The organism is Halomonas sp. GFAJ-1, from assembly GCF_000236625.2.
In the GTDB taxonomy this organism is placed as follows: Bacteria; Pseudomonadota; Gammaproteobacteria; order Pseudomonadales; family Halomonadaceae; genus Vreelandella.
On record NZ_AHBC01000038.1, the window covers coordinates 120097 to 145137 of the forward strand.

Here is a 25041-nt window from a genome sequence, read left to right on the forward strand (position 1 = left end):
GGATAGGGCTAATGGATTTTTTTACTGCACAGGATCACGCTCGCCGCAAAACCGGGCACTTGGTTGTTTTACTCATACTCGCCGTGCTCGCCCTGATTATTGTCACCACGCTGGTCGTTGTCCTTACGCTGCATTTTATGGGGGGAGAGCAATCTGCTGCCCAAACAGATCTCTCGGTTGACGGGGTAATGTCCGCTTTATCCCTCGAGCTTGTGGCGGGTGTGGCAGCGGCGGTGATTGTTGTTGTGGTGTTAGGTGGGTTGTTCAAGCAGCACCAATTAAGCCGTGGTGGCCGGGCAGTGGCGGAAGCGTTAGGTGGGCGCGAGATCAATCTAAATACTCGCGATGCTGACGAGCGCCGAATCCTCAATGTGGTAGAAGAGATGGCCATTGCCTCAGGAACGCCGGTGCCCTTGGTTTACGTGCTAGAGGAGGAGGGCATTAATGCCTTTGCGGCAGGCTATCGGCCCAGCAATGCGGTGATAGGTATTACCCGTGGGGCAATTCGCAGCTTAAACCGCGACGAACTTCAAGGCGTGGTCGCCCATGAGTTCAGCCATATTCTGCATGGTGACATGCGGTTGAATATTCGCCTGGTGAGCATACTGCACGGCATCCTGTTAATTGGCCTGCTGGGCGGAACACTGCTGCGCAGCATGCGTTTTCGTCGAGTGGGAGGCAACAAGCGTGATAACTCGGCAATGGTGGTGCTGGCGCTTGGGGCCTCGCTAATGCTGATCGGCTACGCGGGCACCTTTTTTGGTAATTTGATCAAATCAGCGGTCAGCCGGCAGCGGGAATATTTGGCGGATGCCTCCGCCGTGCAATTTACCCGTAATCCCAAAGGCATCGGTAACGCACTGGTGAAGATTGGTGCACATGCGCAAGGATCTAACCTGCAAGCGGCCCATACGGCAGAGTTCAGCCATCTGCTATTCGGCCAGGGGATGCGGTCAGGGTTTACGCAAATGATGGCGACCCATCCGCCACTTAACGACCGTGTCCAGCGGGTAATGCCTGACTGGGACGGCCGCTTCGAGGTCGAACCGCCCCCGCAACAAGCCGAAAGTGACACCTCACGCGCAGAAAGCCAAGCACGGCCGGGAGCAGGGTTTAGAGCGGGTATTCGAACAGGCATGCAAGATGCTGATATGGCCGGTGCGGGCGTCATCTCGGCTATATTAACCGGCGCTTCTGCTCAAACCGCCATTGGCGCCATGGGCAAGCCCGATCAACGCCACCTAGCGCATGCGCAGTCAGTGCTCAACGCCTTGCCAGCGCCGATAAAAGAAGCTGCCCATGAGCCTTATACCGCTCGTGCACTGATCTATGCGCTGCTGCTAAGCGATGAGCAGGCGGTGCGAGAGCATCAGCTAAAGGCGTTAGAGCAAGCGGCCCTGCCCGATGTGTACCAAGCATTACTGGCGTGTGGGCCTGAGGTCTCAAGGCTGGATGTACACATGCGGTTGCCGCTGATCGAGCTGACACTGCCCGCGTTACAGTCACTTTCCACCGAGCAGGGCCAGCACTTTCGCCTCTGTATGGAGCGGCTGATTGATGCGGATGGCAAGGTTAGCCTGTTTGAATGGACGCTCTACCAGCTGGTGTTAAACAATTTGGGTGAGCAGCATGGCGGGCCTTCTAACCTCAAGTTAAGCGACCTTAAAGGGGAGTGCCAGCAGCTCCTCGCGGTGCTGTCTGCCGCCGGGCAGGATGACCCCACAGAGATTAGCGCCGCACTGACAGCGGCTGGGAATGAACTGCCTTTTGACTTGGCGGAGGTAGAGGGTGCCAGCGACATGCAGGCACTAAGCCTTGCTGTTGAGCGTTTGCGGCGCCTTAAACCATTGCACAAGCCAGCGTTGCTGCAGGCTATGGCACGCTGTATTGAGCATAGCGGGCGCATTCTGCCTGCCGAGGCTGAGCTGTTCCGGGCAATGGCCGATATCCTCGACTGCCCCATGCCGCCGCTGCTTTCAGACGAGTCTTAGGCTTCCACCGCGTTTAAACGCTTTTTTACTTTCCAGCGGTGCGTTTCCGGGTCGTTGTATTTTTTTTTCTTGTATAGCTTTTCTTGGTTGCCGCCCCGCGCTTTGCGGGTGCGGCGGCCTCGCCTTGGGCCGTTTGTAGGCTTTGGCGCAGCTTGTGGGCATCGCTTTGCTGCAGCAGGGCGTGGAGGTCATCAAGCAGGGCGTGCTGAAACGCGCCGGGGTCGTCTTGTTGCTCTGAAATAGCCCGTAGGCGCTGCTCCCATAGGGCGGTGCGCTCCGGTGTGCTTACCGCGCTGGGCAGGGCGGCGATCAGCGCACAACCGAGTTTGGTGGCGCGCAGGGCTTTTTGCTTTCGCACCAAGTAGCCGCGCTGCACCAGGGTTTCGATAATGCCTGCGCGGGTAGCTTCGGTGCCTAGGCCGTCGGTGTCGCGTAGGGTGCGGCGTACGTTTGGGTTGTCCACGTAGCGGCCAATGTTCATCATTGCTTTGATTAAACTGGCATCGGTGAACGGTTCTGGTGGCCGGGTCTCTTTTTCCTCCACGCCTGCGCCAAGTGCCTGGCAGGCTTCGCCTTGGGTGAGCGGTGGCAGCGGCGGGGTATCTTCGCGGGTGGTGAATAACGGCTTCCAGCCGGGGTCGAGAATACTTTGGCCGCGAGCGCGGAAGGCTTCATCCAGCAGCGTGAACTCGGCTTTCACTTCAAAGGTGCGCAGCGGGCGGTAGAACTGCGCCATGACGTTGCGCACGATCAGTCGAAACACGTGGCCTTCGGTGGCGGAAAGCTGGCTGAAATCGGCGGGCTTGCCGGTGGGGGCCAAGGCGTGGTGCGCGCCGACCTGCTTATCGTTCCAGGCTTTCGAGCGCAGAGTGAAGTCGGCCCCGTTGAGCCATCCACATAGTGTGTCGTCATTCTGGCAAGCGCTGGTCAAGCTGCGCTGGGCAAGCGCTAGGTGCTCTTCGGGCAGGTAGCGGCAGTCGGAGCGGGGGTAGGTAATCAGCTTGTGCTGCTCGTAAAGCCGCTGGCAAATATCCAGCACCATCTGGGCGGAAAGGCCGTGGCGGCGGGCGGCATCGACTTGCAGGGCAGAGAGCGCGTAGGGCAGCGGGGGCGCTTGACGTTTTTCCTGTTGGTCGAGTGTCGTCAGCGTGCCGGTTGCGCCGGGAAGCTTCGCGGCCAGCGCATCAGCAGGGGTACGTTCAATCAAGCGGCCTTGATCATCCAGCGGTTCGTGCTCTTTGGGCGCCCACCAGGCGCGCAGCTGGCCTTGAGTAACCTGTAGATCCACCCATAGAGGGTAGAACGGGTGGGGTACAAAATCGCGTATGGCGTTGTCCCGGCGAACAATCAGCCCGAGTACCGGCGTTTGAACGCGGCCCACAGAAAGTACGCCGTCGTGCCCCGCTTGTCGGCCGGTTAGGGTCCAGGCGCGGGTGAGGTTAATCCCGTACAGCCAATCGGCGCGGGAGCGCGCCTGGGCAGCCTGAAATAGTGGCTGATACTCGGCATTCGGCCGCAAGCTGGCCAGCGCGCGGCTGACGGCTGGTCGGTTAAGGTCGCTAATCAAAAGCCGCTGCACCGGGCCACGGTACTTCAAGTGCTCGATCACCTCTTGTACCAGCAGCTGGCCTTCTCGGTCTGGGTCGCCTGCGTGCACGACACTGGTGGCTTGCTTAATCAGCTTGCGTATGGCTGCCAACTGGCTACGTGCCTTGGGCCGGGGTATCAGTTTCCACTGTTGGGGAACAATGGGAAGTCGATCCAGCCGCCACTGTTTATCGGCGGGGTCATACGCTTCTGGTGGCGCTTGTTCCAGTAAATGACCAAGACACCAGGTCACCGTGGTATCGCCGCACACAATTGCTCCTTCCTGGCGTTTGGCACTGCCGGGCAGCGCGTCAGCAATGGCGCGGGCAAGGCTGGGTTTTTCGGCGATAATCAAGCGCATGCAGTCAAAGGCCCTAGCGAGTGGTGGCAAGTGATAAGGTGCAAACGGCCACTATAGTAGCAGAACCCGCAAGGCGGATATCGTGCGGCCTATGTTGGGGCCTGTGATTGCGGAGTAGCGCTAAGTAATTGGCTTGAAAAATAGCATTGATACTTTATTCGTATAGTTTTTGTATAAATTTTGCGAATTGAGTAAGCTGTCTGAAAGTATTCAACGAGGCGGTTTCCATGCGCGAGCGCGGTAGAACACGACGTTTATTAGGGTTGGGCGCCCGCACGGGCGGGGCGCTGCTAAAAACCCGCTTAGGCGGTCAGGCTGATTGGCGGGCTCTGGGTGAAGCTCTATTTGAAGGGCTTTCTGAATTAAAAGGCCCCGCGATGAAGCTGGCGCAGATTATGTCCCAGTGGGATGACCTGCTGCCGCCTGACTTAGCCAACGAGTTGGCGCGTTTGCAGCGGCAGGCAGAACCCATGCCCTGGCCGCGTATTCGCGAAGCGCTGGTGTTGCAGTATGGCGATATTGATACTTATTTTAGCGACATCGAAGAGCGCCCCTTTGCCAGCGCGTCTATGGGGCAGGTGCACAAAGCGGTCACTCATGGCGGAGAAACCGTGGTATTGAAAGTGCAGTATCCTGGCTTGGCAGATGTGCTGGAAAGTGACTTAAAGCAGGTAAAGAGAATCATGAGCTTGGGCCGCTGGTTCAAAGTGCCCCAAGCGCGATTAGATGCGCTATTTGATGAATTGGCACAGGGCCTGCGTGAAGAGCTTGATTACCATGCAGAGGCCCAAGCGCTGGCCCGCTATCGCGAGCGCTACCAGAATAACCCGCAGTTGGTGATCCCTGAGCCACTGTTCGAGCTTTCCGGCCAGCATGTGCTGGCTATGCGCTATGTGGGCGGTACACCGCTACGCGATTTAGAGAGCGCCGACGACACTACCCGCCAAAACGTTGCGATGGCACTGGCCGACTGGATTACCGAAGAGCTATTTACCTATCAAGAGCTTCACGCCGACCCCCATGCGGGCAACTTTGCCTGTGATGACCAGGGCCGTCTGGTTATTTACGATTTAGGGGCCGTGATCCCTGTGCCTGAAGCGCGCCTAAAAGCCATGATGCAGTTATTGGATGCCACGTTAACCAAAGACCCCATGGCAATGGACGACGCGCTAATGAAAATGGGGGGGCGCCAAGGGCAGGGTGCGCCGCTGGCGCTCTATAAGGAGTCGGCTGATTGCGTGTCACCGCTGTTCGCCCCCGGCGAGCAAGACTTTAGCGATGTACGGGTTCACCGCCGCCTGCGTGAGCTAACCCCCAAAGTGTGGGCCGCCATGGATCGCCTTCAACCCCCTGCCGATACGCTGCTGCTTTCCCGGGCGCTAAACGGTCACTACTGGAACTTGGTGCGCCTTAAAGCGCGGCTGGATATGTATAGCCGCACCGAACCGCTGCTTGAATGGGCGCGTAAGCCCTAAGCGATTGCCGCTGCGAGAGCGCTGCCAGCCATGCTAGACTATTGCGCTTTTCAATTGGGTTATAAAGATTAATAGTCTTGAAGACAGTGGAGACGGCAATGCTGGCGGTATGGGTCGATCAACTGCTGGGATTTGCCTCTGGGGCACTCTCGGCAATCAGGCAGCAGGAGCACTACCCCGATTTTATGACCTGGGTACGTGGCAAAGGCGCTGAGGCATTTAATGGTAATGTCGCCACCGCTCAGGCGTTAGCGCCCATTTTATGGTCACAAACACCGTTAGAGCGGTTGGATTTTGCCAGTGAACCCTTGGCCACCCCTGGCCGTAACGAGCCCTGCTGGTGCGATTCCGGTCGCAAGTATAAGCAGTGCTGCTATCGCGTTGAGTTCCCAACAGATATCCCCGAACAGATGATGTGGATGCTGTCACTTCGCGAGTGGAAAGGAGCAACGCTAAAAGCGGCGCTTGAGAGCCAGCAGGCGCCTCCCCAGGCGCTTCTAGAAGCGGGGCTCATTGCTGCCGAGAGTGGCCAAACCGGACGTTCAATGCAGATTCTTGAGTCGCTGTTTGATGGCAGCGACTGGTCGCGGCTGCCGGAACAGGCAGAGCCTGCCTTTGAAATCCTCTTGGATATCTATCAAGAGCGGGGCTTTACCCGCAAGCGTGCCGACCTGCTTGACGAGGTAATGGAGCGCGGGCCGCTGTTTTTACGCGGCGTGGCCCTTGAACGGCTCTGCCTCATGCACTTGGACAATGACGACCTGGATAGCGCCCGTGGTGCCTTTGTGAAAGCCCAGCAGGCGCTGCCGGATTCCCCCACGCTTGCCTACATCGAAGCGATGCTGCTGCTGCATGAAGGGCACGAGAGTGAAGCCAAAGAGCGCGCTGATTTTTGGTATCGTCGTTTGGTGCGTCAGGGCGATTTGGATGAAGAACAGCTCGATTTTCTTGCCGCATTGGCTGAAAACCCTGGCGCAACGCTGGCCGACCAGCTGCTTAGCGCTGAAGAGGACATGGCAACACCGCTGGTGTCGTTGCAGGCGCTCTTGGCCGCGCTGCCCACTGCCCCTAAGCTCTCTTTTGAACAAGATGGCGAAACCGGTAGGCTGCTCTACACCACCACCGCACGAGAAGAGTCGCTGTTTGCCGCTTGGCACGAGCAGTTTCAGGTGTTGGTGGATGAAGATGTAGCGTTAGGGTTTCGGGACGACCCCTGGGGCAATGCCATCGAGTGGATGTCGGCGCTTTGTGCCCATCCAGAGTGGTTGGATGCCCCTCAGGTGGTGCAAGACGTAACCCTTGCGCTCACCAGTCGCTTTGGCAGCCTGCCGTGGATGGCGCCAAGCTTGCTGGCGCCGCTGGCGCTTCGCCTTTCTCGCTGGCTGGAGCAGGCACGTGCTGCGGGTGACGGTAGCTTGTGCTGGGATGATGCGGATAACGCCATGCTGCTACGAACAGGGCTGGCGCTAGTGGTGGGTATGGAGCGCGGCGCGCGCCAGCACTCCCGCGAGCTAGCCGAAGAGCTGCTCGCAATAGATCAAGAAGATAGCCTGGGCCTAAAAGAGCTGGTGCTTGACCAACTGCTGCGGGATGACCGCAACGAAGAAGCACTGGCGCTTACCGAGGAGCCCCATAAAGACGACGGCTCGCTCGTGTTAGGGTTACTGATGGGGCGTACCTTGGCACTTTACCGCCTTGAAAAACACGATGCCGCCGAAGCAGCGCTAACCGAGGTGGTTGGCCATAACCGCCACGCCCTGGAGCTGATTTGTGCCGAAAGCCCTCGGCCCTCCTTGCCTTACGCCGATGGCCAGGTTGACCCTGGCTCCCGGGCAGAAGCATGGCAATACCGCACGCTAATGCGTGACCAGTGGCGCACCACCCCAGGCGCTCTGGAGTGGCTGAATAATCACCGCTAGCCGCCCGTTAGCCTGCTTTTACCAGGGGAGCGGGTACCAATTGCTTGTCTCGGCTTATCCAGATGGCTAAAGCGATCGCGGGTAGGCCGAGCAGGGTAGCCACTACAAAGAACGTGGCGTATCCCTGAGCGGTGACGACTAATCCACCAAAACCGCTGAGAAACTTGCCGGGTAGCGTCATTAGCGATGAGAACAGGGCGTACTGAGTGGCGGTATACGCGCGCGAGGTAAGGCTTGAGAGAAACGCGATAAACACCGCGCTCGCCAAGCCGTTAGCCAAGTTATCCCCGACAATGGCCATGACCAGCATCGGCAGTTGCTGACCAGCAAGTGCTAGCGCCGCGAACAGTAGGTTTGTGAGGGTAGCGACCGCAGCGCCGAAGACCAGCAGCGGCCCAATGCCATAGCGCGCTACCAGCAGCCCGCCAAGAATACCCCCAGTGATGCTCATGGCGATGCCAAATACGTTAGTCACATTAGCGATGGTCGCCAGGGAAAAGCCTAAATCGATGTACAGCGGGTTAGCCATGGACGCCATGGCCAAATCGCTAATTCTAAACATTGCAATAAACACTAAAATGCCCAGGGCTTTTACACCGTAGCGCCGGAAAAAATCGGTGAACGGGCAAACAATAGCGCCGATTGCCCAGGCACCAAAGCGGCGCAGCATTTTGGGTTTGCCGCGGCTGGCACGGATAAAGGCCCGCACTTTAGGCTCATGAATAAGTTGAATTGAGAGTGAGGCGCGCTTTGGCTCAGGGCGAATCAGCACGGTAATTACGCCAATACCCACCAGCGCCGCCATGGTGAGGTAGGCGACATTCCAGGAAACTGCTGAGGCGACGTAGAGCGCCCCGGCACCGGCCGCCAGTAGGCCCGCGCGATAACCAATAATATAGGTAGAGGCCATGGCGGCCTGCATATCGTCATCCGCAGACTCGATCCGGTAGGCGTCGATGGCAATATCTTGCGTTGCAGAGCCAAACGCCACCAGCAAGGCAAATGCCGCTACCCAGCCCAGGTTGCCCACGGGGCTTAAGCCCGCCAAGCCAATCAGCCCGGCGGCAATCATCCCCTGGGCCAGCAGCATCCAGCCGCGTCGTTGTCCAAAGGTCCGGGTCAGCAGTGGTAGCGCTAGGCGATCCACAATCGGTGCCCAAAAGAACTTGATGGAGTAGAGCATGCCAATCCAGGCAAAAAAGCCGATGGCGGCTACTTCGACGCCGTCGCTTCGCAGCCACGCTGAAAGGGTGGAGAAAACCAGCAGAAAAGGCAGGCCAGCAGAAAAGCCCAAAAACAGCATGGTAATGACAGGCGCACGCAAATATATAGCAAGCGCAGCAAGCCAACTGCGCTGGGGCGTGGGGGTGGGCATGTTACATAAACTCCAAGAAAATCGGGGCAAAGGCCTGCTGTAAAAAGGCCCGCTATAAAAACGGTCAGTGATAGACTAGGCCAAACATCCATGACAACGCCGACAGCTTACCGGAGAGGAGTTTTCCATGTCGATTACGGCACATCAGGTAGTGACCTTACACTATGTACTTAGCGACGTACTTCACGATGGTAGTACCCACGTGTTGGATGACTCCCAGGCGCGCAGTCAGCCGCTGGAGTACTTGCACGGCCATAATAATATCTTACCCGGTTTAGAACGCGTGCTAGAGGGAAAAGAGGCAGGCACAGAGCTTCGCGTGACATTAGCCCCCGCTGAGGCTTACGGGCTGCGCAATGAAGATTTGGTGCAAGAGGTGAGCCGAGCGTCTTTTGGTAGCGCTGAGCTTGCGCCTGGCAGTCGCTTTCAAACCGAAGGAGAGGCAGGCCCGCAAATTGTAACTGTGCTGAGTATTGACGGTGACCGCGTCACGGTGGATACCAACCACCCCTTAGCAGGTCATACCCTTCGCTACCAAGTAACCGTGTTAGACGTAAGAGAAGCGACCCGGGCTGAACTGGCTAAAGGACATCCGCTTCCTCCCGGAACAGAGCATAGCAAGGTAGAAGATCGCAAAGTGTTGTGAGTGTATGACGTTCAGTTTGCAACTTAAAAGCCCCCTCCACGAATACGACTGCCTCGATAATAAGCGATGAGCATCCTAAAAAATGACATGTATCAAGTTCTTTACCGGCCCGGTTTTGGCTACTTGTAAAGCTTGATCTAGGTCAGTTTCCCCTAACGCTTACCCAGTATGATGAAGTCATACATCACGGCGGGAGGGGAAGCCATGTACTGGGATGATACTGTTATTTTTAGCTTAGTCACTATCGCGTTAGTGATCGCTTTTATGATCGGCTGGGCAGGCTTTGTTATTCGCGATCATCTTCGTAAGGATGAGCGAAAAAAGCCTTAGCGCAATCGGTTGTTACCATCGTCAGGGGAGGGGGCTTACTGTTATCAGTAAGCTTCCTGTTGCCGGCCCATTTGGGTCGGCTTTTTTGTTTTTCGTCTTTTCGTCTTTTCATCTTAAGTTAATATGCGTTGAAAACAGGTGTGTTAATGCCCTGGTATAGTGCTTTTACCATAATAAGTGCTTACCACTGGGGATTCTCTGCCATGAACGCTGCTAGTTTACGTGTTGCGTATGCCCAGCGTTTCAAAAAGCAGGTAAAAACGGGCTTCGCGTATCTATTGATCAATTTGCGCGTCAAACCTCGTATCTTCTAGTGCGAGGAAGGATAGCACGAGGCGCACAGCGCCTCTTGATTGACAGACTATTTTTACCGCGCTAGATTTTGGGAATGAATACCGTACACCGCGCCTATCGTTATCGGTTCTACCCCACACCTGAGCAGGCCGACCAGCTTGCTCGGACGTTTGGCTGTGTGCGGTACGTCTACAACCATTTCCTGCGCCAGCGCACCAATGCTTGGTTTGAGCATCAGGAGCGCATGGGTTACACCGCCACGGCCAAAGCACTCACTACCCTCAAGAAACAGCCGGACACTGCGTTTCTGGCTGAGGTGTCCAACGTCTGTTTGCAACAGTCACTCCGGCATTTGGATCGGGCGTTTAGTAACTTCTTCAAAGGCCAGGCGCGGTATCCCACCTTCAAGAAAAAACAGCGCAAGCAGTCAGCCACCTACATGGCCAACGGCTTTCGCTGGCGCGATGGCAGGCTGTGGCTGGCCAAGCACAGCGCTCCACTTAACATCCGCTGGAGTCGCTGTTTTACCGGCACACCGAGCAGCATCACGGTGAGCTGTGACACGGCTGGCCGTTATCATGTCAGCTTTTTGGTCGAAGAAGCGGTAACGCCGCTGCCGGTGACACCGAAGATGGTGGGCATTGACCTGGGGCTAACCCACCGCGTTATCACCAGCCACGGCGATAAAATCCCCAATCCACGCTTTCTGCGCCGCACTGAACGCAAGCTGGCAAGAGCGCAGCGCCGGTTATCGCGCAAACAGAAAGGTTCTAACAATCGCGCCAAGGCGAGGCTTCGGGTCGCTAAGGTACATGCCAAGCTGGCGGATCAGCGACGCGATGCCACCCATAAACTCTCTACGCAGCTTATTTACGAGAACCAAGTCATTGCTGCCGAGAGCTTGCAGATTAAGAACATGGTCAAGAACCGCGCACTGGCCAAGGCTATCAGCGACGTGGGCTGGCATCAGCTCACACAACAACTGGCGTACAAGGCCGAGCGGTACGGGCGCGATTTCGTTCAGATCGACAAGTGGTATCCCAGCTCGAAACGCTGCTTTCACTGTGGTCATATCACCGACAAGATGCCGTTAAATGTCCGTACCTGGGACTGCCCACGCTGCGGCACCCAAGGCATTGACCGCGATGTAAACGCCGCTTGCAATATTTTGCAATCCGGCAAGGCGATGCTGGCGGGGGCCGACAAGCTCCGTCAGCATGAAAAGGCTACCGTAGGGCCTACGGGACGTTAAGCCTGTGGAGCGTGTGTAAGACCTAAGGTGCTATCACCAAGGGCAACGGGCTACGAAGCAGGAACCTGGAAGGTGACAACCAGGAATCATCGTCTCTTTAGGGCGGTGAGGAGGTCAAAGTCAGTTTTCCATTAGCAAGTGTACATGCACGAGAATTAACCCTCATCAATGGCGATGACACCCGTCAGATCGCTACCGCTTCGCTAATCCAACAGGCAGATACCACTTTCACCCTTTTTGACCCATACCAGGGGCGAGACGTGGAAATGCGAGGCTTTGAATTTCGCGATTTCCTGATTGAGCAGTTTGGCGAGATACCACCTGCGTTGCACTTCACTGCTTGGGATGACTATGACGTCACGCTGAGCGGGTGGGACGACCCCAATTGGTACATGATCGTAGAAGAGGATGGCGAGCCACTGACCCTTCGCTCCCGCGGGCCGCTGCGCCTGGTAGAGCGAGACTATGGAGCACGCGATGTCAATTCACTGCGCGAATTTAACGACTGGGTTTGGATGATTCGTAGCATCGAGGCTAGATGGTGAGTGCTAATGAGCCTGTCGACCCCCCGGCTTCTGCGGAAAAGCGAAGCAGGGGAAAGCGGCACTATATAACCTGGCTTTCATTGAGCCTGATGGGCTTTATGGCGCTGATGATGCTGATTATTTACGAATCGCGCTGGGTGTATCCAGAAATTCAGGCCTATTTCAGCCAGACGGGTAGCTTAACAGGCCAGCAGTTGGCCACTCGTTCCCGCGCCTACCTGCAGCGTGCCCAGCAAACACTGTTTAACGAGCAGACAACGAGCGTGGAAAACATTGAGGCTGTTTCGTTGGATTTGGATCTCGCCTATGGGCTAATGGACGTGAGTGTCTACCATCAAGAATACGCCTGCACGGCGCCTAGTATTTCGATTGTTGGCTCCCTTGCGCCGCGTCTATCACAGGGTGACATTTCAGCGATTGCTGCCTCCAGGGAGCTGTTAGGGCCTATTAACTGCCTAACGCACATTGAGATGGATCAGTTAGATCGCCGCGGCATGGCGATCAGTAACTTCTCAGAAAGTACCCGCCGCCATAACCAAGTGCTTACCTACACAAGCATGGTGATTTTTATAATGGGGCTTCTTTTTTGGTTGATGCATGAGCGTCAACTGCGCCGCACCGAGCTTGCTACTGAGCAAAAGCTTGCTTGGATGAAGCGTGCCATGCGTGACCCGCTCACCGGGATTGGCAACCGCAGCGCACTTCACCAAGAGGTGATGGCAAGGGCAAACGAATCCCTTGGGCTGATCTTGGTTGATATCGATTTTTTTAAGCAGTACAACGATGCGCTGGGCCATCCTGAAGGCGATCAACTATTACGCCGTTTGGCTAACCTGCTGCAAAATCAGTTAGGCCCAGAGGCCAAGCTATACCGGCTAGGGGGCGATGAGTTTGCTGCCGTGTTGCCGTGCCCCAATGATTCCGTCCTTACCCAGTACTGTGAGTCGTTGCTGTCACGTCTCGCGGCAGAGCAGTTTAAGCATCCTGCCCACCCGGATAATAAAAGCGTCACGCTGAGTGTTGGAGCAGTGCGTTTTGTGGCGGTTGAGACAACCTTCGCCTATGCCTATGAAGTTGCCGATAAAGCGCTTTATCGCGTAAAAACTGCTGGACGTGATGGCTGGCAAATTAGCGCAAGCGCATAACCTCTTTATAGAGGGGGGCTAAGCGGCCTAGCATGTCATTGCGGGCGGCGAGCGTTACCCCCTCTTCCTGCATCGCGGCATCAAGATATTCCACCACGCGGTTAAAGTGCGCGTCTGTAATGCCCATGGTTTGGTGGGCACGATCCATGGGTGGGCCGTCGTAGGTGCAGGGGCCATCGCTAATTTCGCACAGCTGAGTAGCCAGGGATGCGGCAAATAAATCAATGTTACTGTTGGCAAAGTAGACCACTACTTCGTCGTCATCGGCAATGCGGTAAAGCAAGTTGTCTACTACGGCATCAATAGTGGGCTGACCGCCCATCCGCTCATAAAGCGTGGTATGCGAGTTGTGCTGGGCGCAGCCCGTCAGCAGCAGCGTACTTGTCAATACGCCCGCAATGAATTGGCGGCGCAGCGTCAGCTTAAACATCATTCTAAATCGTCCCATGGCGGTTTCCTTTAGTAGCCTTGTTGAAGGGCATGAGCGGTTTAAAATGCCGCCTGTAACGAGATATAGCCGCCGCGCTGGGAGGGCAGGCCGGCAATATCGCCTAAATCGAGCCACGCCCCTGTCACCGATACGTGCTTGTTGAAGAAGTAGGCGCTGTAGAGACTTTGCCAATCATCTTCCTGGGCTACGCTGAGGTTGTCCGGTTTTTGGCGATACTCTGTGCCCACTACCCAGTTCGGGGTAACGAACACGCCTAGGCTGCCTTCTGCCATCCACGAGCGCCCGCCCTGGTCTCCGCCAAACCCAAGCAACCCACCTTGATTTGCAGCTGTATTACGCAGCGTACCGTTCAGTAGCACGTTGCGGCCAAAAAAAGCGTTAAAAAGCAGTTTACTGGCGCTTAGGTACGCATCAGTGCCGTTAATGTCATGAGCCCCCAGCGCGGTGGGTACGCTGCCATCAACAAGGCGTTTATGCATGACGCCTGCGCTCCAAATACCTAGCGGGTGATACAGCACGTCGCCGAATAGGCGTGCTTTTGCCCCGTAAATATCCTGTTCCAGCTCGCCGCCTAGTGTAGAGAGTTCAAGGGTTTGGCGAGCAATAGAGAATTCCAGCCGATCGTGTAGGTTAATGCTGGCACCTTTCACGGTAAGCCGGTAATCGTCGAGCCAGGCGCGGGTAGCGGAGGCAGTAATGCCGATTTCATCGTCGCTGGCGGTGCTGGCGAGAACAGCCCAAGGCGACAAACCACCCCCTGCCGCGCCTTCAATTGCACTGACTGCTCCAGTGCCTAGAATGCGGCTGCCTGCCATACTGGGTGTCGCTGCTAAGAAAGCACCCAGTGCGGCGGCAGCTACGATGGCGAGCCGCATTGATGAGCCGGTATTACGCATGTGGTTCCCTTTTTTAATTAGTGGTCTGACATAGGGGAGGCAAGGGTGAGCGGTGTGAATGCCGTTAGCCAGTGGGTAACCTCATCGGCGGGCATCGGTTTAGCAATCCAGTAGCCTTGGAGGTAGTCGCAATGCAAATAGCTAAGCAGCTCAGCGCTTGCGCGATTTTCAACGCCTTCTGCAACGATTTTAAGGCCTAGGTTGTGGCCCATCTCAATGGTGGAACGGACAATGGTGAGGTCTTCTTCTTGGGAATCGAGTTTAAGTACAAACGACTTGTCGACTTTTAGCTCATCCACGGGCAGACGTTTTAACTGCGCTAGGGATGAGTAGCCGGTGCCGTAATCATCGATGGCAATGGTTAAGCCCATTTGGCTGAGCGCCATGAGCGTTTCCATAGCGGCTTCGATATCTTGCATCACGGCGCTTTCAGTGACTTCCAGCGCAAGCTGGTCGGGGGTTAAAGCGTAGCTTTCGAACAGCTCGTTGATGAGGTTGGGAAGCGCCCCATTAATCACGTCGCTGGCGGAAAGGTTTATAGCCACCGATAAGTGGTGACCGGCACATTTCCATAGATGTAGCTGCTCACAGACGTGGGCCATCATCCATTTTGAGAGCAAACCAATATTGCCTGAGCGCTCGGCAAGCTCGATAAACTCGTCTGGCGGAATAAACCCAAGCGTTGGGTGCCGCCAGCGCATTAGCGCTTCAAACTGGCAAACGCGGCCTGTTGTTGTGTCTACTTTTGGCTGATAAGCCATCCAGAGTTCATCTTTATCAACGGCCTCCTGCAAATCCCGGATCAACATGAGCTGGCGCAGGTGCTGCTCCTCCTGGCCCTCTTCGTAACGCTTGTGGCTATGGTGTTGACGTTGTGCCTTATCAAGCGCGATATCGGAACGCCGCAGCAGTAATTGTGCGGTGTTACCATGGTCTGGGTAGCTTACTTCACCCGATGATAGAGAAGGCGTTATCAGTGATTTATCTAACCTGACGGGGCCGCCAATCAGCACCAGCATCTCTTCGCGCTGGGCGTCATCAAAACATGCTTGGCTAATCAATATCATGAGCTCATCGCTATCTAGTCGATAGGCTTTCATGATGGGGGCTGGCAACGCCTGCACACGTTTCGCGAGCGTGATGAGCAAATGATCCCCTAGCTCATAGCCAAAGGTGTCGTTGATATCGCGGAAGTCGTTAATAGAGAAGCGCAGTAGGGTAAACGCTCGGCCTTGGTGGATAAACTGCTCGATATCCTCAAACGCGCTCATGCGGTTGGGTAAGTTAGTTAATAGGTCGTGACGGGACTGATGCAGCAGGGTGGCCTCGCGTTTGGCGATGTCCTGCTGCATGGAGAGTAGCGTGGTGGCGAGCTGTTTGGTTTCAGCGACGGTTGAGCCTTCAGGAATGTATTCGATACGCTCACCCTGACCAATGCGCTTGGCTGCCTGGGCCAGCGCAATCAGTGGTTTGCTGATGCTGCGAGCACTCCACATAGCCGCCGCTAAGGTTAGAATCAGCATAAGGGCAACAATGCTCAATAATTGCCATTGTAGACGGCTGTAAGCGCCTAGCAGCTCATCACGGGAAAGCTGAATGAATGCAAAAGATTGATACTGGCCGTCGGTGAGCAGGGGCAGTGAGTAAGATAAATAGCGATTATCGTCGCTCATCAGGCTACGGTTGGTATAGCTGCCGCTCCTCAGTTGCTCTTCGCTGTCGTCCATCAGCTGCATTGCTAGCTGTTGATGGTAGGAGCTTGCCAGATAGCGCACTTCACCAGTGGCATCGTAGGTTACGATGCTGACATCTAGCCCGGTAAGGGCGTGGATTTCCTGTGTCACCTCTTCATCAATTAAAAACCCCATGCCAACCCAGCCAATTAAGTTAGGGGCACGCACCGGTAGCAGTGCAAACTCATAGGGTTGGCCCTCGTCAATCACTACGCCAACGCCGCTCCCTGTTTGCCGAGCGCGTTGAAATAGCTCGGGAAACGGTATTGCGCTCTGCTGCTCATGGTGGCTGCTGGCCAGCACGTTACCGTTTAAATCACTAAGCATCACCATGTCGGCACTGGCTCGATCACCGTGATTGGCCAATACCGAGTAGAGCGTAGCCGTGTCTTGGGTAGCGACAGCGCTCTTAAAGCCAAAATCGTCGGCCAAGATAGCCACGTTATCGCGCAGCTGTTCGCCGCGGATATCAAGCAGCTGTTCCAGCACGCGAGCGCCTACTTCTAAGCGCTGATTTCCCTTCGCTAACGCATCATTTTGGGTGGCACGCAAAAAAGCCACCCCCGTGGCCAGCTGCGAAACGATCACCACTGTCAAAAGCACTAGCATTAAGCGCGTGCGAAAACGCATCGTTACCTCAGTACCAAAGATGTGAACAGCAGTGCCCGCTACTGCTGAGTATGCGTGGCATTACGAAAGCGCTGCTGCAGTGGCGACAGCGTGGGAGGTTCTGGTGTGAGGGCATTGAGCTCAAGGCTAACGGTTAGTGTGTCTGCATCACTGATATCGCCTTCCCACCAAACGTTTTGGCGGTCATCCATGCGGCTGTGCCATACCCGCATGTGGTGACGGCCTTCTGGGAGGTCAGGGACGTCTAAAGTACCGTCAGCATTCGTGAGCGCAGCGTAGGGGGCATCGCTTACCACGATGAACGCCTGCATTTGGTCATGAATATTGCAGCCCAATACCACCACACCCGCTTGATCAAAGTGAATAGGCGGCGGCGTTTCATTTAAAAAAAGTTCCAGGTCAAAGACTTTAGCTGGAGAAAACGAAAAGACATGGTGTCGCGTCGTGTCTTCATTTGGAAATGCGACATGGCTGCCAGTAGGGACTGTTGTGACGGTAGGGTGGAAGGCAGCGTCCCGTTGGATAATGTTTTTATCGGTGGCTGGTGGGGTGGCTGTACCCTCAATATATAACTCTACAACAGCATGCTCTAAAGGGGAGCCCTCAGTATCTGTAACGCTTACTGTGGCAGCCTGAGCTTGAACGCTAAGCAACGTAGCCAGAATACTTAGCGGCCATGCAAAATGGCGTAGACCAGCACTTTTACACAACAGGGGCATAGCGGTAGACCTAATTAACGACAATAAAGGCCTTGATCATGTATCTATTACGTCGAAAAGTCATGTTATCGCATTAACGATGTACTCACAGATGCTGGTACACACAGCTTAACTGTTTTGGGTGAGTGCTTTTAATCACGTGCTTTAAGGTCTCTCTCGGAATTTTACCCAGCAGGACCGATGGATGAAGTCAGCGCTAACGGATGAAGTCTAAAAGCTGCGTTAGCGCCAATAGTCACGCCATGTTTTCAGCACCCGTTCAGGGTACCAAGTTTGCCCAAGGCTACCGTTATAGCGCGCCAGTGCACGGGTGAAATCGCCGCGTTCAACGGCTAAGTAGTGGGCCAAAATAGTACAGCCGTAGCGTAAGTTACGGTTAGGTTCGGTGAGGTCATCAATGGGCAGGCCTAACTCTTCCACCCAAAAGGGCATGATCTGCATTAAGCCGACGGCACCGGCAGACGACACCGCGTCTGCTTTAAAGGCGCTTTCCACTTGAATGAGGGCTAATACTAAGTTGGGGGGCAGCCCCGCTAGGTGGGCTTCGTGGTAGAGGCGTGTTAACAGCGCATAGCGCCGGTCTGGATCGCTGATAAAGCGAGACAGTGGCGCATCCATTCGGCTGCGCCACTGTTCCAGCTGCCACTGATGATAGGCGGTTTGTTGGTACCTGGCTTCTAAGGTTAAGCGCAGCGGTGGCTCTGCTGCGCTTTGCAGTGGCGAGGCGACGAATATGACGGCCAGTGCCCACCTTAGCATCCGCTGCAAACGGCCTATTGTTGCGCTCAGCGACATCGTCGTAAGCGGTTACTGTGCGTTGCTAAAGCCCGCTTGTTCGCGCAGAAAATCAACGATTTTCTCGGCGGGGATCATGGTGGCTTCGCTGTCGCGACGGCCTTTGTACTCCAGTTCGCCGTTGTCCAAACCGCGGTCACCGATGACCAAGCGGTGAGGCACGCCCATAAGCTCTAAATCTGCAAATTTAACGCCTGGACGCGTGTCGCGGTCGTCTAATAGTACGTCTAAGCCTGCCGCGGTGAGCGCCTGGTAGAGGCGTTCAGACTCTTCACGCACCCGCTGAGATTTATGTGCGTTCATGGGAACGAGTGCGACCTGGAACGGCGCGATGGCGTTGGGCCAGATGATCCCGGATTCATCGTGATTCTGCTCAATAGCGGCGGCTACTACGCGGGTTACGCCGATGCCGTAGCAACCCATCCAAGGGTGGCTGGTTTTGCCGTTATCGCCCAGTACGCTGGCATTCATTGCCTGGGAGTACTTCTGACCAAGCTGGAAAACGTGGCCCACTTCAATGCCACGCTTGATGGAGAGCGTGCCTTTACCATCGGGTGAGGGGTCGCCTTCTACCACGTTACGCAGGTCGGCTACCTGGGGAAGGGCAGCATCGCGCTCCCAGTTAATCCCGAAGTAGTGCTTGCCATCGACGTTAGCGCCGGCGCCAAAATCGCTCATTAGTGCGACGCTGCGGTCAATAATCACCGGGAGCTTGAGCCCAACCGGGCCAAGCGAGCCTGGGCCTGCGCCGACGGCCGCGCGAATCTCTTCTTCGCTGGCCATGGTCAGGGGGGGGTTAACCTGGGGCAGGTTTTCCGCTTTTACTTCATTAAGTTCGTGGTCGCCACGCACCAGTAGGGCGATCAGGCCACCTTCAGCTGCGTGTACCATGAGTGTTTTAACGGTTTTTTCAATGGGTAGCTTAAACTGCTCAACCAGGGCGGCAATGGTCTTGGCATCGGGCGTGTCGACCAGGCGCATCTCTTCGCTAGGGGCGGCGCGTTCAGGGTTGCTGCCCAGCGGTGCAGGCAGTGCTTCCGCTTTTTCGATATTGGCTGCGTAATCGGATTCGTTAGAGAACACGATGTCGTCTTCACCCGAGTCGGCCAGCACGTGGAATTCGTGGGAACCCGTGCCACCAATGGAGCCGTTATCGGCAATGACCGGGCGGAAATCGAGACCCAGACGGGTAAAGATGCGCGTGTAGGCATCGTACATACCTTGGTAGGTCTCTTTGAGGGAGGCTTCGTCCAGATGGAACGAGTAGGCATCCTTCATGATGAATTCACGTGAGCGCATCACGCCAAAACGAGGGCGGATCTCATCACGGAATTTAGTTTGGATTTGGTAGAAGTTAATCGGCAGCTGTTTATAGCTGGCGATCTCTTTTCGCACCAGATCGGTAATTACTTCTTCATGGGTGGGGCCAACGCAGTAGTCACGGTCGTGGCGATCTTTTAAGCGTAAAAGCTCAGGGCCGTACTGTTCCCAGCGGCCAGACTCCTGCCACAGGTCGGCAGGTTGGACGGCAGGCATTAAGACTTCCTGGGCGCCGGCGCGGTTCATCTCTTCTCGCACAATGGCTTCCACCTTGCGCAGAGTGCGCAGGCCAAGGGGTAGCCAAGTGTAAAGGCCCGACGTAAGACGGCGGATCATCCCGGCGCGCAGCATTAACTGGTGGCTGATGACTTCAGCGTCGGCCGGGGTTTCTTTTAATGTCGCAATCAATAATTGGCTGGCGCGCATGGGCGTGAGCATTCCTTGGTTGTAGGGGTAACGCTGGTTTGTTGGGTCGTCATTAACGCTGACATTAGCACGTTGATGTGCGTTTAAAGCGGCATTGTACGGTGAAGCGGTTAACGCGGCAAAATCCTGCCGCTATTTGCTTAGCAGCGCTTAGGTTGAATTGTGTTAAACTTGTCGGGATTTGTGGGTCGATAGCGTCTGTTAATTCAAACTCTACGTGGCATTGCCACCGGCTATCGGTACTTTGGAACAATGAGGTAACCTTCATGCATCAAGCATTGCGCCGTTGGCTAGCGGGGGCGACGGTGGGTGTCTCCATCGTAGCACTCAGTGGGTGTGGAACGCTTTTTTATCCTGAGCGAAAAGGGCAGTTAAGTGGCGATGTAGATCCTGTAGTGGCCATCGCCAACAGTGTTGGTTTGCTGTTCTTTATTGTGCCGGGCGTCATTGCTTACGCAGTTGACTTCTCTAATGGCACTATCTATCTGCCTAGCAACAGCAGCGCATCAGTAGATGTGCATAAACTGGATGATGCCATGGACGTCGCATCACTAGAAAAGTTGCTGTCAGATAAAGCCGGTCAGCCTGTTAGCCTGGAAAATGAGCTGGTCATGATCGAAGAGGTGGACAGCTTAGACGAAGCGCTTGCGATGGTGCGAATGTCTGGCGTGTTGGATGAAGAGCGTCTTTCGACGATGTAAGCGCATCACTACGTAGATTAATACAAGGGTAGGCCCACCTCGTTGAGCTTTCCCTTCGTTTGAAATGCCCCCTGCCGTCAATGAGCGCCTGGGGGCGTTTCATTTTAAAGCACGTTAGCCAAGGCTCTTTTTCTTGAAAGTGGTAAGTTTCAGCACGATTAAGCCCGCCAACAGCCCCCAAAAAGCACCACCAATCCCCAGTAGTGAAATGCCTGACCCGGTTAGCAAAAACGTCACGATAGCGGCATCGCGCTGTTCGCTTTTCTCAAAAGCACCTGCCAGGCCGCTACCTAATGTGCTCAGGAGTGCGATACCCGCCAGTGCCATCACTAAAACGCTAGGTAGGGCATTAAATATGCCGGTGACCGTTGCGCCGAAAATGCCCATTATGATGTAGAGCACGCCAGCGGCGACGCCTGCGGTATAGCGGCGCTGTGGGTTAGCATGAGCATCTGGCCCCATACACACCGCTGCGCTAATAGCGGCCATGTTAAGTGCGTAGCCACCGAAGGGTGCCAGAAGCAGAGTTGCGCCACCTGTCCAGCTAATTAAGGGTGAGCTGTTAGGCTTATAACCTGCTGCCCTTAAGACTGCTAGAGCAGGTAAGTTTTGGGTGGCCATGGTAATCACAAAGAGCGGTATGCCAATTCCTATTAACGTCGCAGGGTTAAAAACGGGCGCGGTAAACACCGGTGCGGTAGGAGTGAGCGGAAGCCCCTGTACATTTATTTGCCCCTGAAACATGGCAATCAGCACACCGATTAGCAGCACACAAGGCACTGCGAGCGTCGGCCATAAACGTCGGCCAGCTACCCATGTGGCCAGCATAGCGAGAGGTAGCAGCCATTGGCTCTCCATAACGTTAAACAGCTCTAACCCAAAGCGCAGCAGAATACCCGCCAGCAGCGCGGATGCAATGGCGCCAGGGATATGTCGCATTAAGCGCTCAAACAACCCAGTGACTCCACAAAGTGTGAGTAGCAGCGCGGAAAATAGAAATGCCCCAATAGCTTCTTCAATGGGCACGCCGGGTAAATTGATGGCTAAAAAGGCAGCCCCAGGAGTAGACCATGCGGTGAGCAGCGGCATGCGGTAGCGGAGCGAAAGTCCTAATGAGGTAAGCCCCATACCCACCCCCAAGGCCCATAGCCAAGAGCTAATTTGTGCAGCGCTAGCACCGGCAGCGGCCGCTGCCTGAAAGATAATCGCCGCTGAGCTGGTATAGCCAATAATCACCGCTACGCAACCAGCGGTAACGGTCGACAGGCTCACGTCGCCCCAAAATGCGGTTTTTGGGGTGGTGATAGCTGAAGGCTTAGTGGTGTTTGGCGCTTCCATAGGGACCTCACTTACGCACATAAATGTGCGCTATAGCGCACAAAGCGTAAGGCTACCATTGTGCGTCATAACGCACAATGGCAGTGTTGGAAGCTTGATGGCGGCTAGGTGCGATTAGCTTGCGAAGTGAGCGGGGTTCGGGATGCTAGGGAAGCGAGGTGGATGCGCCTGCATATAGGCGTGGCAAGCTCTCAGCACGCGTTTATCGTCATATTTACCACCTGCTAGTTGAAAACCTACGGGTAAGCCTTGTTCGGTAAAGCCGCAGGGCACTGAAGCGGCGGGTTGCTGGCTTAGGTTAAACGGATAGCTAAACGCCGCCCACTCTTCCCAGTCGCGCATTTTACTGCCTGGAGGGACTTCATGGTTAATTTCAAATGGAGGAAGGGTCACGGTGGGGGTCATCAATAGGTGGTATTGCTGATTAAAATACTCTAGTCGCTGGGTGAGTGTGGCACGGTCGGCAAGGGCGCGAAATAACTCAACCGCTGACCAGCTTTCTGCTTCTTTAGCATTGGCAACTAAGCCTGGGTCTAACAGTTCCCGCTGGGCACTGCTCATTTGTGACCACTGTTCTAACGAAGCGGTAAACCAGAGCTTGCGGAACGTATCCAGCGGCGATTCGAACCCCGGATCTACCTCAACCACTTCCGCGCCAAGTGCCGCAAGTTTATCGGCAGCTTCTCGCACTCGTGCTGCTACTTGCGGGTCAACTTGGGCATAGCCTAAGTCGCTTGAAAAGCCAATACGCAAACCTTCCAGGCCTTTATCCAAGTCCTCACCCCAGCACGCTGGCTGGCCTCGGGTGGCGTAGGGGTCGCGATAATCGTAGCGGCCCATAACATTGAGCATGCTGACCGCATCTTTCACCGAACGGGTAAGTGGCCCTAAATGCGAAAGGCTGGGTTCTTTAGAAGGCGGCCATTGGGGTGTCCAGCCGAACGTGGGCTTAAAACCAAAAACGCCGGTAAATGATGCGGGAATTCGGATAGATCCCCCAGAGTCACCCCCTTGGTGGAGCACGCCCATATTTAGCGCTGCCGCCGCAGCGGCCCCACCGGAAGAGCCGCCCGCTGTTAGTCGTGTATCCCAAGGGTTAGCGGTAGCGCCAAAGACCCGGTTATCAGTGACAGCCTTCCAGCCAAATTCAGGGGTGTTGGTTTTACCAAGAATAATTGCGCCTGCTTCTCGTAACATTCTGGCGGGTGGTGCATCGGTATCGCAGAGCGCATCTGAGATGGTGAGCGACCCCTCTCGACAGGGCATATCCGCCACCTGGGTAAGATCCTTAATGGAAACGGGTACACCGTCGATAGGGCTCAGCGGTTTTCCTTGCCCCCAGCGCCTTGCTGAAGCCTTGGCAGCGTTTTCGGCGCCCTCGTTATCTACATACACGTAAGCATTTACTTGGTTGTTAAACCGCTCAATACGCTCTAGTGCAGCTCGGGTTGCCTCTAAGGGTGAGGCTTTGTGTGTTTCATAGAGCTGGGCCAGCGAGCGTGCGTCCATTAGGCCTAGGTCGGTATCGCTCATTAATCGCTCCTTGCGTTTCGTTAATACAATAAACCTCATGTAAGCCTAGGCAAGCAGGCGTGAGTCTGCAAAATGGGGGCTAAAACCAAGTTGCCAATCGGGCCATGCTGTAAGGGCAAGTAGTCGGTAAACTAACTAACCTCATTAAAGGAGAGCCCAATGGCAAGCGCGCCCCATACTATTGCTGAACATATCGCAGGAACCGTTAAACAGCTTCGCAAAGAGCGTGGCTGGAGCCTCGACCGTGCTGCTGGGGCTACCGGAGTAAGCAAAGCGATGTTGGGTCAGATTGAACGGGGGGAATCTAGCCCGACGGTGTCTACCCTCTGGAAAATTGCCAGCGGTTTTAAAGTCTCGTTTTCTAGGTTATTTGATGGTGATAAGCCCGCGCTGGGGGAGCTGCATAGGGATGGTTGGGAGTCGGTATGGGGGGAGGATAGCGTGGGGATGCAGGCGCGGTTGCTCTTCCCTTACGATCCGCTACTGGGCTTTGAAATGTTTATGATTGAGCTAGCACCCGGAGCAATCAGTGAGTCATCTGCTCACGCCAGTGGGGTCGTGGAACATATCGTCGTGGTGGAAGGCGAAATGGAGCTGCGCATTGATGAGCGCTGGCAAACCCTTCGAGCGGGCGAGGGGCTGCGCTTTTTTGCCGACAGGCCCCACGCCATGCGTAATAACACCGCCACGCGGCTACGCTTTCACGATGTGATTCACTATCTACCTGGGGCCGCTTCCGGCGCCTGAGCGCGCAGCCAGTTAAGCTCATCGGCCCAAATGTCAGGTTCAACAGTTTCTAAGATCATGGGAATGCCGCTAATGCGTGCGTCTTGCATGATAGTGGTAAACGCAGCTAATCCGATATTGCCTTTCCCTAGGCTGTGGTGGCGGTCAACGCGGCTGGCAAAGGTGCTTTTGGCATCGTTGAGGTGCATACCCCGCAAAAACTCAAAACCCACCACCTTGCCAAGCTCATTCAGCGTATCTTGGGTGGCGTCCGCGGTGCGTAAGTCATAGCCTGCCGCGAAGGCGTGGCAAGTATCAATACAGACGCCAACCCGGGTTTTATCGTCGACGTGTTCGATAATTTCCGCGAGATGCTCGAAACGCCAGCCAAGGTTAGTACCTTGGCCTGCGGTGTTCTCGATGACTGCTGTGACGCCTTGAGTATGGCTTAGCGCTTCGTTGAGCGACTCAGCAATCCGCTTGAGGCAATCGGACTCGCTGATCTTATTTAAATGGCTGCCGGGGTGAAAATTGAGCAGCGTGAGTCCCAACTGCTCACAACGCTGCATTTCGTCTAAAAACGCAGCGCGGGATTTTTCCAGCCCCTCTGTTTCTGGGTGGCCAAGGTTAATCAGGTAGCTGTCGTGGGGCAAAATTTGCTCGGGGCCAAAGCCGTGCCTTTTGCAGGCTTGCTTAAACGCCGAAATGGCTTCGTCGGTAAGCGGTTTGCCTTTCCACTGACGCTGATTTTTAGTGAACAGAGCAAACGCCGTTGCACCGATTTCCACGGCACGGGTAACGGCTTGGTCAGCACCGCCTGCGGCACTGACGTGGGCGCCTAGGTATTTCATTG

General features: G+C 55.4%; 21 protein-coding genes. 10 read left to right on the plus strand and 11 right to left on the minus strand.

All coding sequences use genetic code 11. The annotated features are described in order from the left end of the window. Window positions 1-11: 11 nt before the first annotated feature. The gene (locus MOY_RS10480; RefSeq protein ID WP_009099469.1) at window positions 12-1991 is read left to right on the plus strand and encodes a M48 family metallopeptidase; all 1980 of its coding nucleotides are present in this window, start codon (window positions 12-14) and stop codon (window positions 1989-1991) included. 25 nt (window positions 1992-2016) lie between these two features. Here the strand turns inward: MOY_RS10480 and MOY_RS10485 are convergent, their stop codons facing one another. Beyond that, on the minus strand, window positions 2017-3939 hold the full coding sequence (locus MOY_RS10485; protein ID WP_009099470.1) for a DNA topoisomerase III: 1923 nt from the start codon (window positions 3937-3939) through the stop codon (window positions 2017-2019). A 227-nt stretch (window positions 3940-4166) separates the two neighbouring features. On the opposite strand from MOY_RS10485, the gene MOY_RS10490 reads away from it, so the two are divergent. Continuing rightward, entirely contained in the window at window positions 4167-5414 is a 1248-nt protein-coding gene (locus tag MOY_RS10490; protein ID WP_009099471.1) for an ABC1 kinase family protein, read from the plus strand. A gap of 98 nt (window positions 5415-5512) precedes the next feature. Next, window positions 5513-7333: an SEC-C domain-containing protein gene (locus MOY_RS10495; RefSeq protein ID WP_009099472.1), complete on the plus strand. Its 1821-nt coding sequence runs from the start codon at window positions 5513-5515 to the stop codon at window positions 7331-7333. Between the two features lie 7 nt (window positions 7334-7340). Here MOY_RS10495 and MOY_RS10500 read toward each other — a convergent pair whose 3' ends face one another. After that, window positions 7341-8708, minus strand: coding sequence for an AmpG family muropeptide MFS transporter (locus MOY_RS10500; RefSeq protein ID WP_009099473.1), 1368 nt, complete (start codon window positions 8706-8708; stop codon window positions 7341-7343). Window positions 8709-8835: 127 nt separating this feature from the next. Here MOY_RS10500 and MOY_RS10505 point away from each other — a divergent pair, with 127 nt between their 5' ends. The 5 genes from MOY_RS10505 to MOY_RS10520 all read left to right on the plus strand — a co-directional run bounded on the left by MOY_RS10505 (window position 8836) and on the right by MOY_RS10520 (window position 12920). Continuing rightward, window positions 8836-9354, plus strand: coding sequence for an FKBP-type peptidyl-prolyl cis-trans isomerase (locus tag MOY_RS10505; RefSeq protein ID WP_009099474.1), 519 nt, complete (start codon window positions 8836-8838; stop codon window positions 9352-9354). A gap of 204 nt (window positions 9355-9558) precedes the next feature. Beyond that, on the plus strand, window positions 9559-9684 hold the full coding sequence (ccoM, locus tag MOY_RS17675) for a cytochrome c oxidase subunit CcoM (RefSeq protein WP_257790892.1): 126 nt from the start codon (window positions 9559-9561) through the stop codon (window positions 9682-9684). Window positions 9685-10072: 388 nt separating this feature from the next. Continuing rightward, window positions 10073-11230 carry an RNA-guided endonuclease InsQ/TnpB family protein gene (locus tag MOY_RS10510; RefSeq protein WP_009099475.1) on the plus strand — a complete coding sequence of 386 codons (1158 nt, stop codon included), beginning with the start codon at window positions 10073-10075 and terminating at the stop codon, window positions 11228-11230. 266 nt (window positions 11231-11496) lie between these two features. Continuing rightward, window positions 11497-11775, plus strand: coding sequence for a hypothetical protein (locus tag MOY_RS10515; protein ID WP_009099476.1), 279 nt, complete (start codon window positions 11497-11499; stop codon window positions 11773-11775). Window positions 11776-11864: 89 nt separating this feature from the next. After that, on the plus strand, window positions 11865-12920 hold the full coding sequence (locus tag MOY_RS10520) for a GGDEF domain-containing protein (protein WP_009099478.1): 1056 nt from the start codon (window positions 11865-11867) through the stop codon (window positions 12918-12920). Here MOY_RS10520 and MOY_RS10525 read toward each other — a convergent pair. The 6 genes from MOY_RS10525 to MOY_RS10550 form a co-directional block, all read right to left on the minus strand. Beyond that, a complete protein-coding gene (locus MOY_RS10525; RefSeq protein WP_235803691.1) occupies window positions 12904-13368 on the minus strand; it encodes a group I truncated hemoglobin in 465 nt (154 codons plus the stop codon). The genes MOY_RS10520 and MOY_RS10525 overlap by 17 nt on opposite strands. Before the next feature lie 41 nt (window positions 13369-13409). Then, window positions 13410-14267 carry a DUF3034 family protein gene (locus MOY_RS10530; RefSeq protein ID WP_009099481.1) on the minus strand — a complete coding sequence of 286 codons (858 nt, stop codon included), beginning with the start codon at window positions 14265-14267 and terminating at the stop codon, window positions 13410-13412. Window positions 14268-14284: 17 nt separating this feature from the next. Beyond that, on the minus strand, window positions 14285-16630 hold the full coding sequence (locus tag MOY_RS10535) for a bifunctional diguanylate cyclase/phosphodiesterase (RefSeq protein WP_009099482.1): 2346 nt from the start codon (window positions 16628-16630) through the stop codon (window positions 14285-14287). 38 nt (window positions 16631-16668) lie between these two features. Then, window positions 16669-17349 carry a hypothetical protein gene (locus tag MOY_RS10540; protein ID WP_009099483.1) on the minus strand — a complete coding sequence of 227 codons (681 nt, stop codon included), beginning with the start codon at window positions 17347-17349 and terminating at the stop codon, window positions 16669-16671. A gap of 222 nt (window positions 17350-17571) precedes the next feature. Further along, window positions 17572-18144 carry a transglycosylase SLT domain-containing protein gene (locus MOY_RS10545; RefSeq protein WP_035540574.1) on the minus strand — a complete coding sequence of 191 codons (573 nt, stop codon included), beginning with the start codon at window positions 18142-18144 and terminating at the stop codon, window positions 17572-17574. Window positions 18145-18156: 12 nt separating this feature from the next. After that, window positions 18157-19890 carry a proline--tRNA ligase gene (locus MOY_RS10550; RefSeq protein WP_009099485.1) on the minus strand — a complete coding sequence of 578 codons (1734 nt, stop codon included), beginning with the start codon at window positions 19888-19890 and terminating at the stop codon, window positions 18157-18159. A gap of 266 nt (window positions 19891-20156) precedes the next feature. On the opposite strand from MOY_RS10550, the gene MOY_RS10555 reads away from it, so the two are divergent. Next, complete coding sequence (locus MOY_RS10555; RefSeq protein ID WP_009099486.1) at window positions 20157-20591, plus strand: hypothetical protein; 435 nt, start codon at window positions 20157-20159, stop codon at window positions 20589-20591. A gap of 114 nt (window positions 20592-20705) precedes the next feature. On the opposite strand, the gene MOY_RS10560 is transcribed toward MOY_RS10555, so the two are convergent. Next, on the minus strand, window positions 20706-21929 hold the full coding sequence (locus tag MOY_RS10560) for a benzoate/H(+) symporter BenE family transporter (RefSeq protein ID WP_009099488.1): 1224 nt from the start codon (window positions 21927-21929) through the stop codon (window positions 20706-20708). Between the two features lie 114 nt (window positions 21930-22043). Beyond that, window positions 22044-23462 carry an amidase gene (locus MOY_RS10565; RefSeq protein ID WP_009099490.1) on the minus strand — a complete coding sequence of 473 codons (1419 nt, stop codon included), beginning with the start codon at window positions 23460-23462 and terminating at the stop codon, window positions 22044-22046. A 159-nt stretch (window positions 23463-23621) separates the two neighbouring features. Between MOY_RS10565 and MOY_RS10570 the strand changes: the two genes are divergently transcribed. Continuing rightward, window positions 23622-24209 (plus strand): helix-turn-helix domain-containing protein, encoded by a 588-nt coding sequence (locus tag MOY_RS10570; RefSeq protein WP_009099492.1) that lies wholly within the window; start codon window positions 23622-23624, stop codon window positions 24207-24209. Here the strand turns inward: MOY_RS10570 and nfo are convergent. Beyond that, window positions 24179-25039, minus strand: a complete 861-nt coding sequence (gene nfo, locus MOY_RS10575) for a deoxyribonuclease IV (protein ID WP_009099494.1) — start codon at window positions 25037-25039, stop codon at window positions 24179-24181. The two genes, MOY_RS10570 and nfo, sit on opposite strands and share 31 nt — an antisense overlap. Between the last annotated feature and the right edge of the window lie 2 nt (window positions 25040-25041).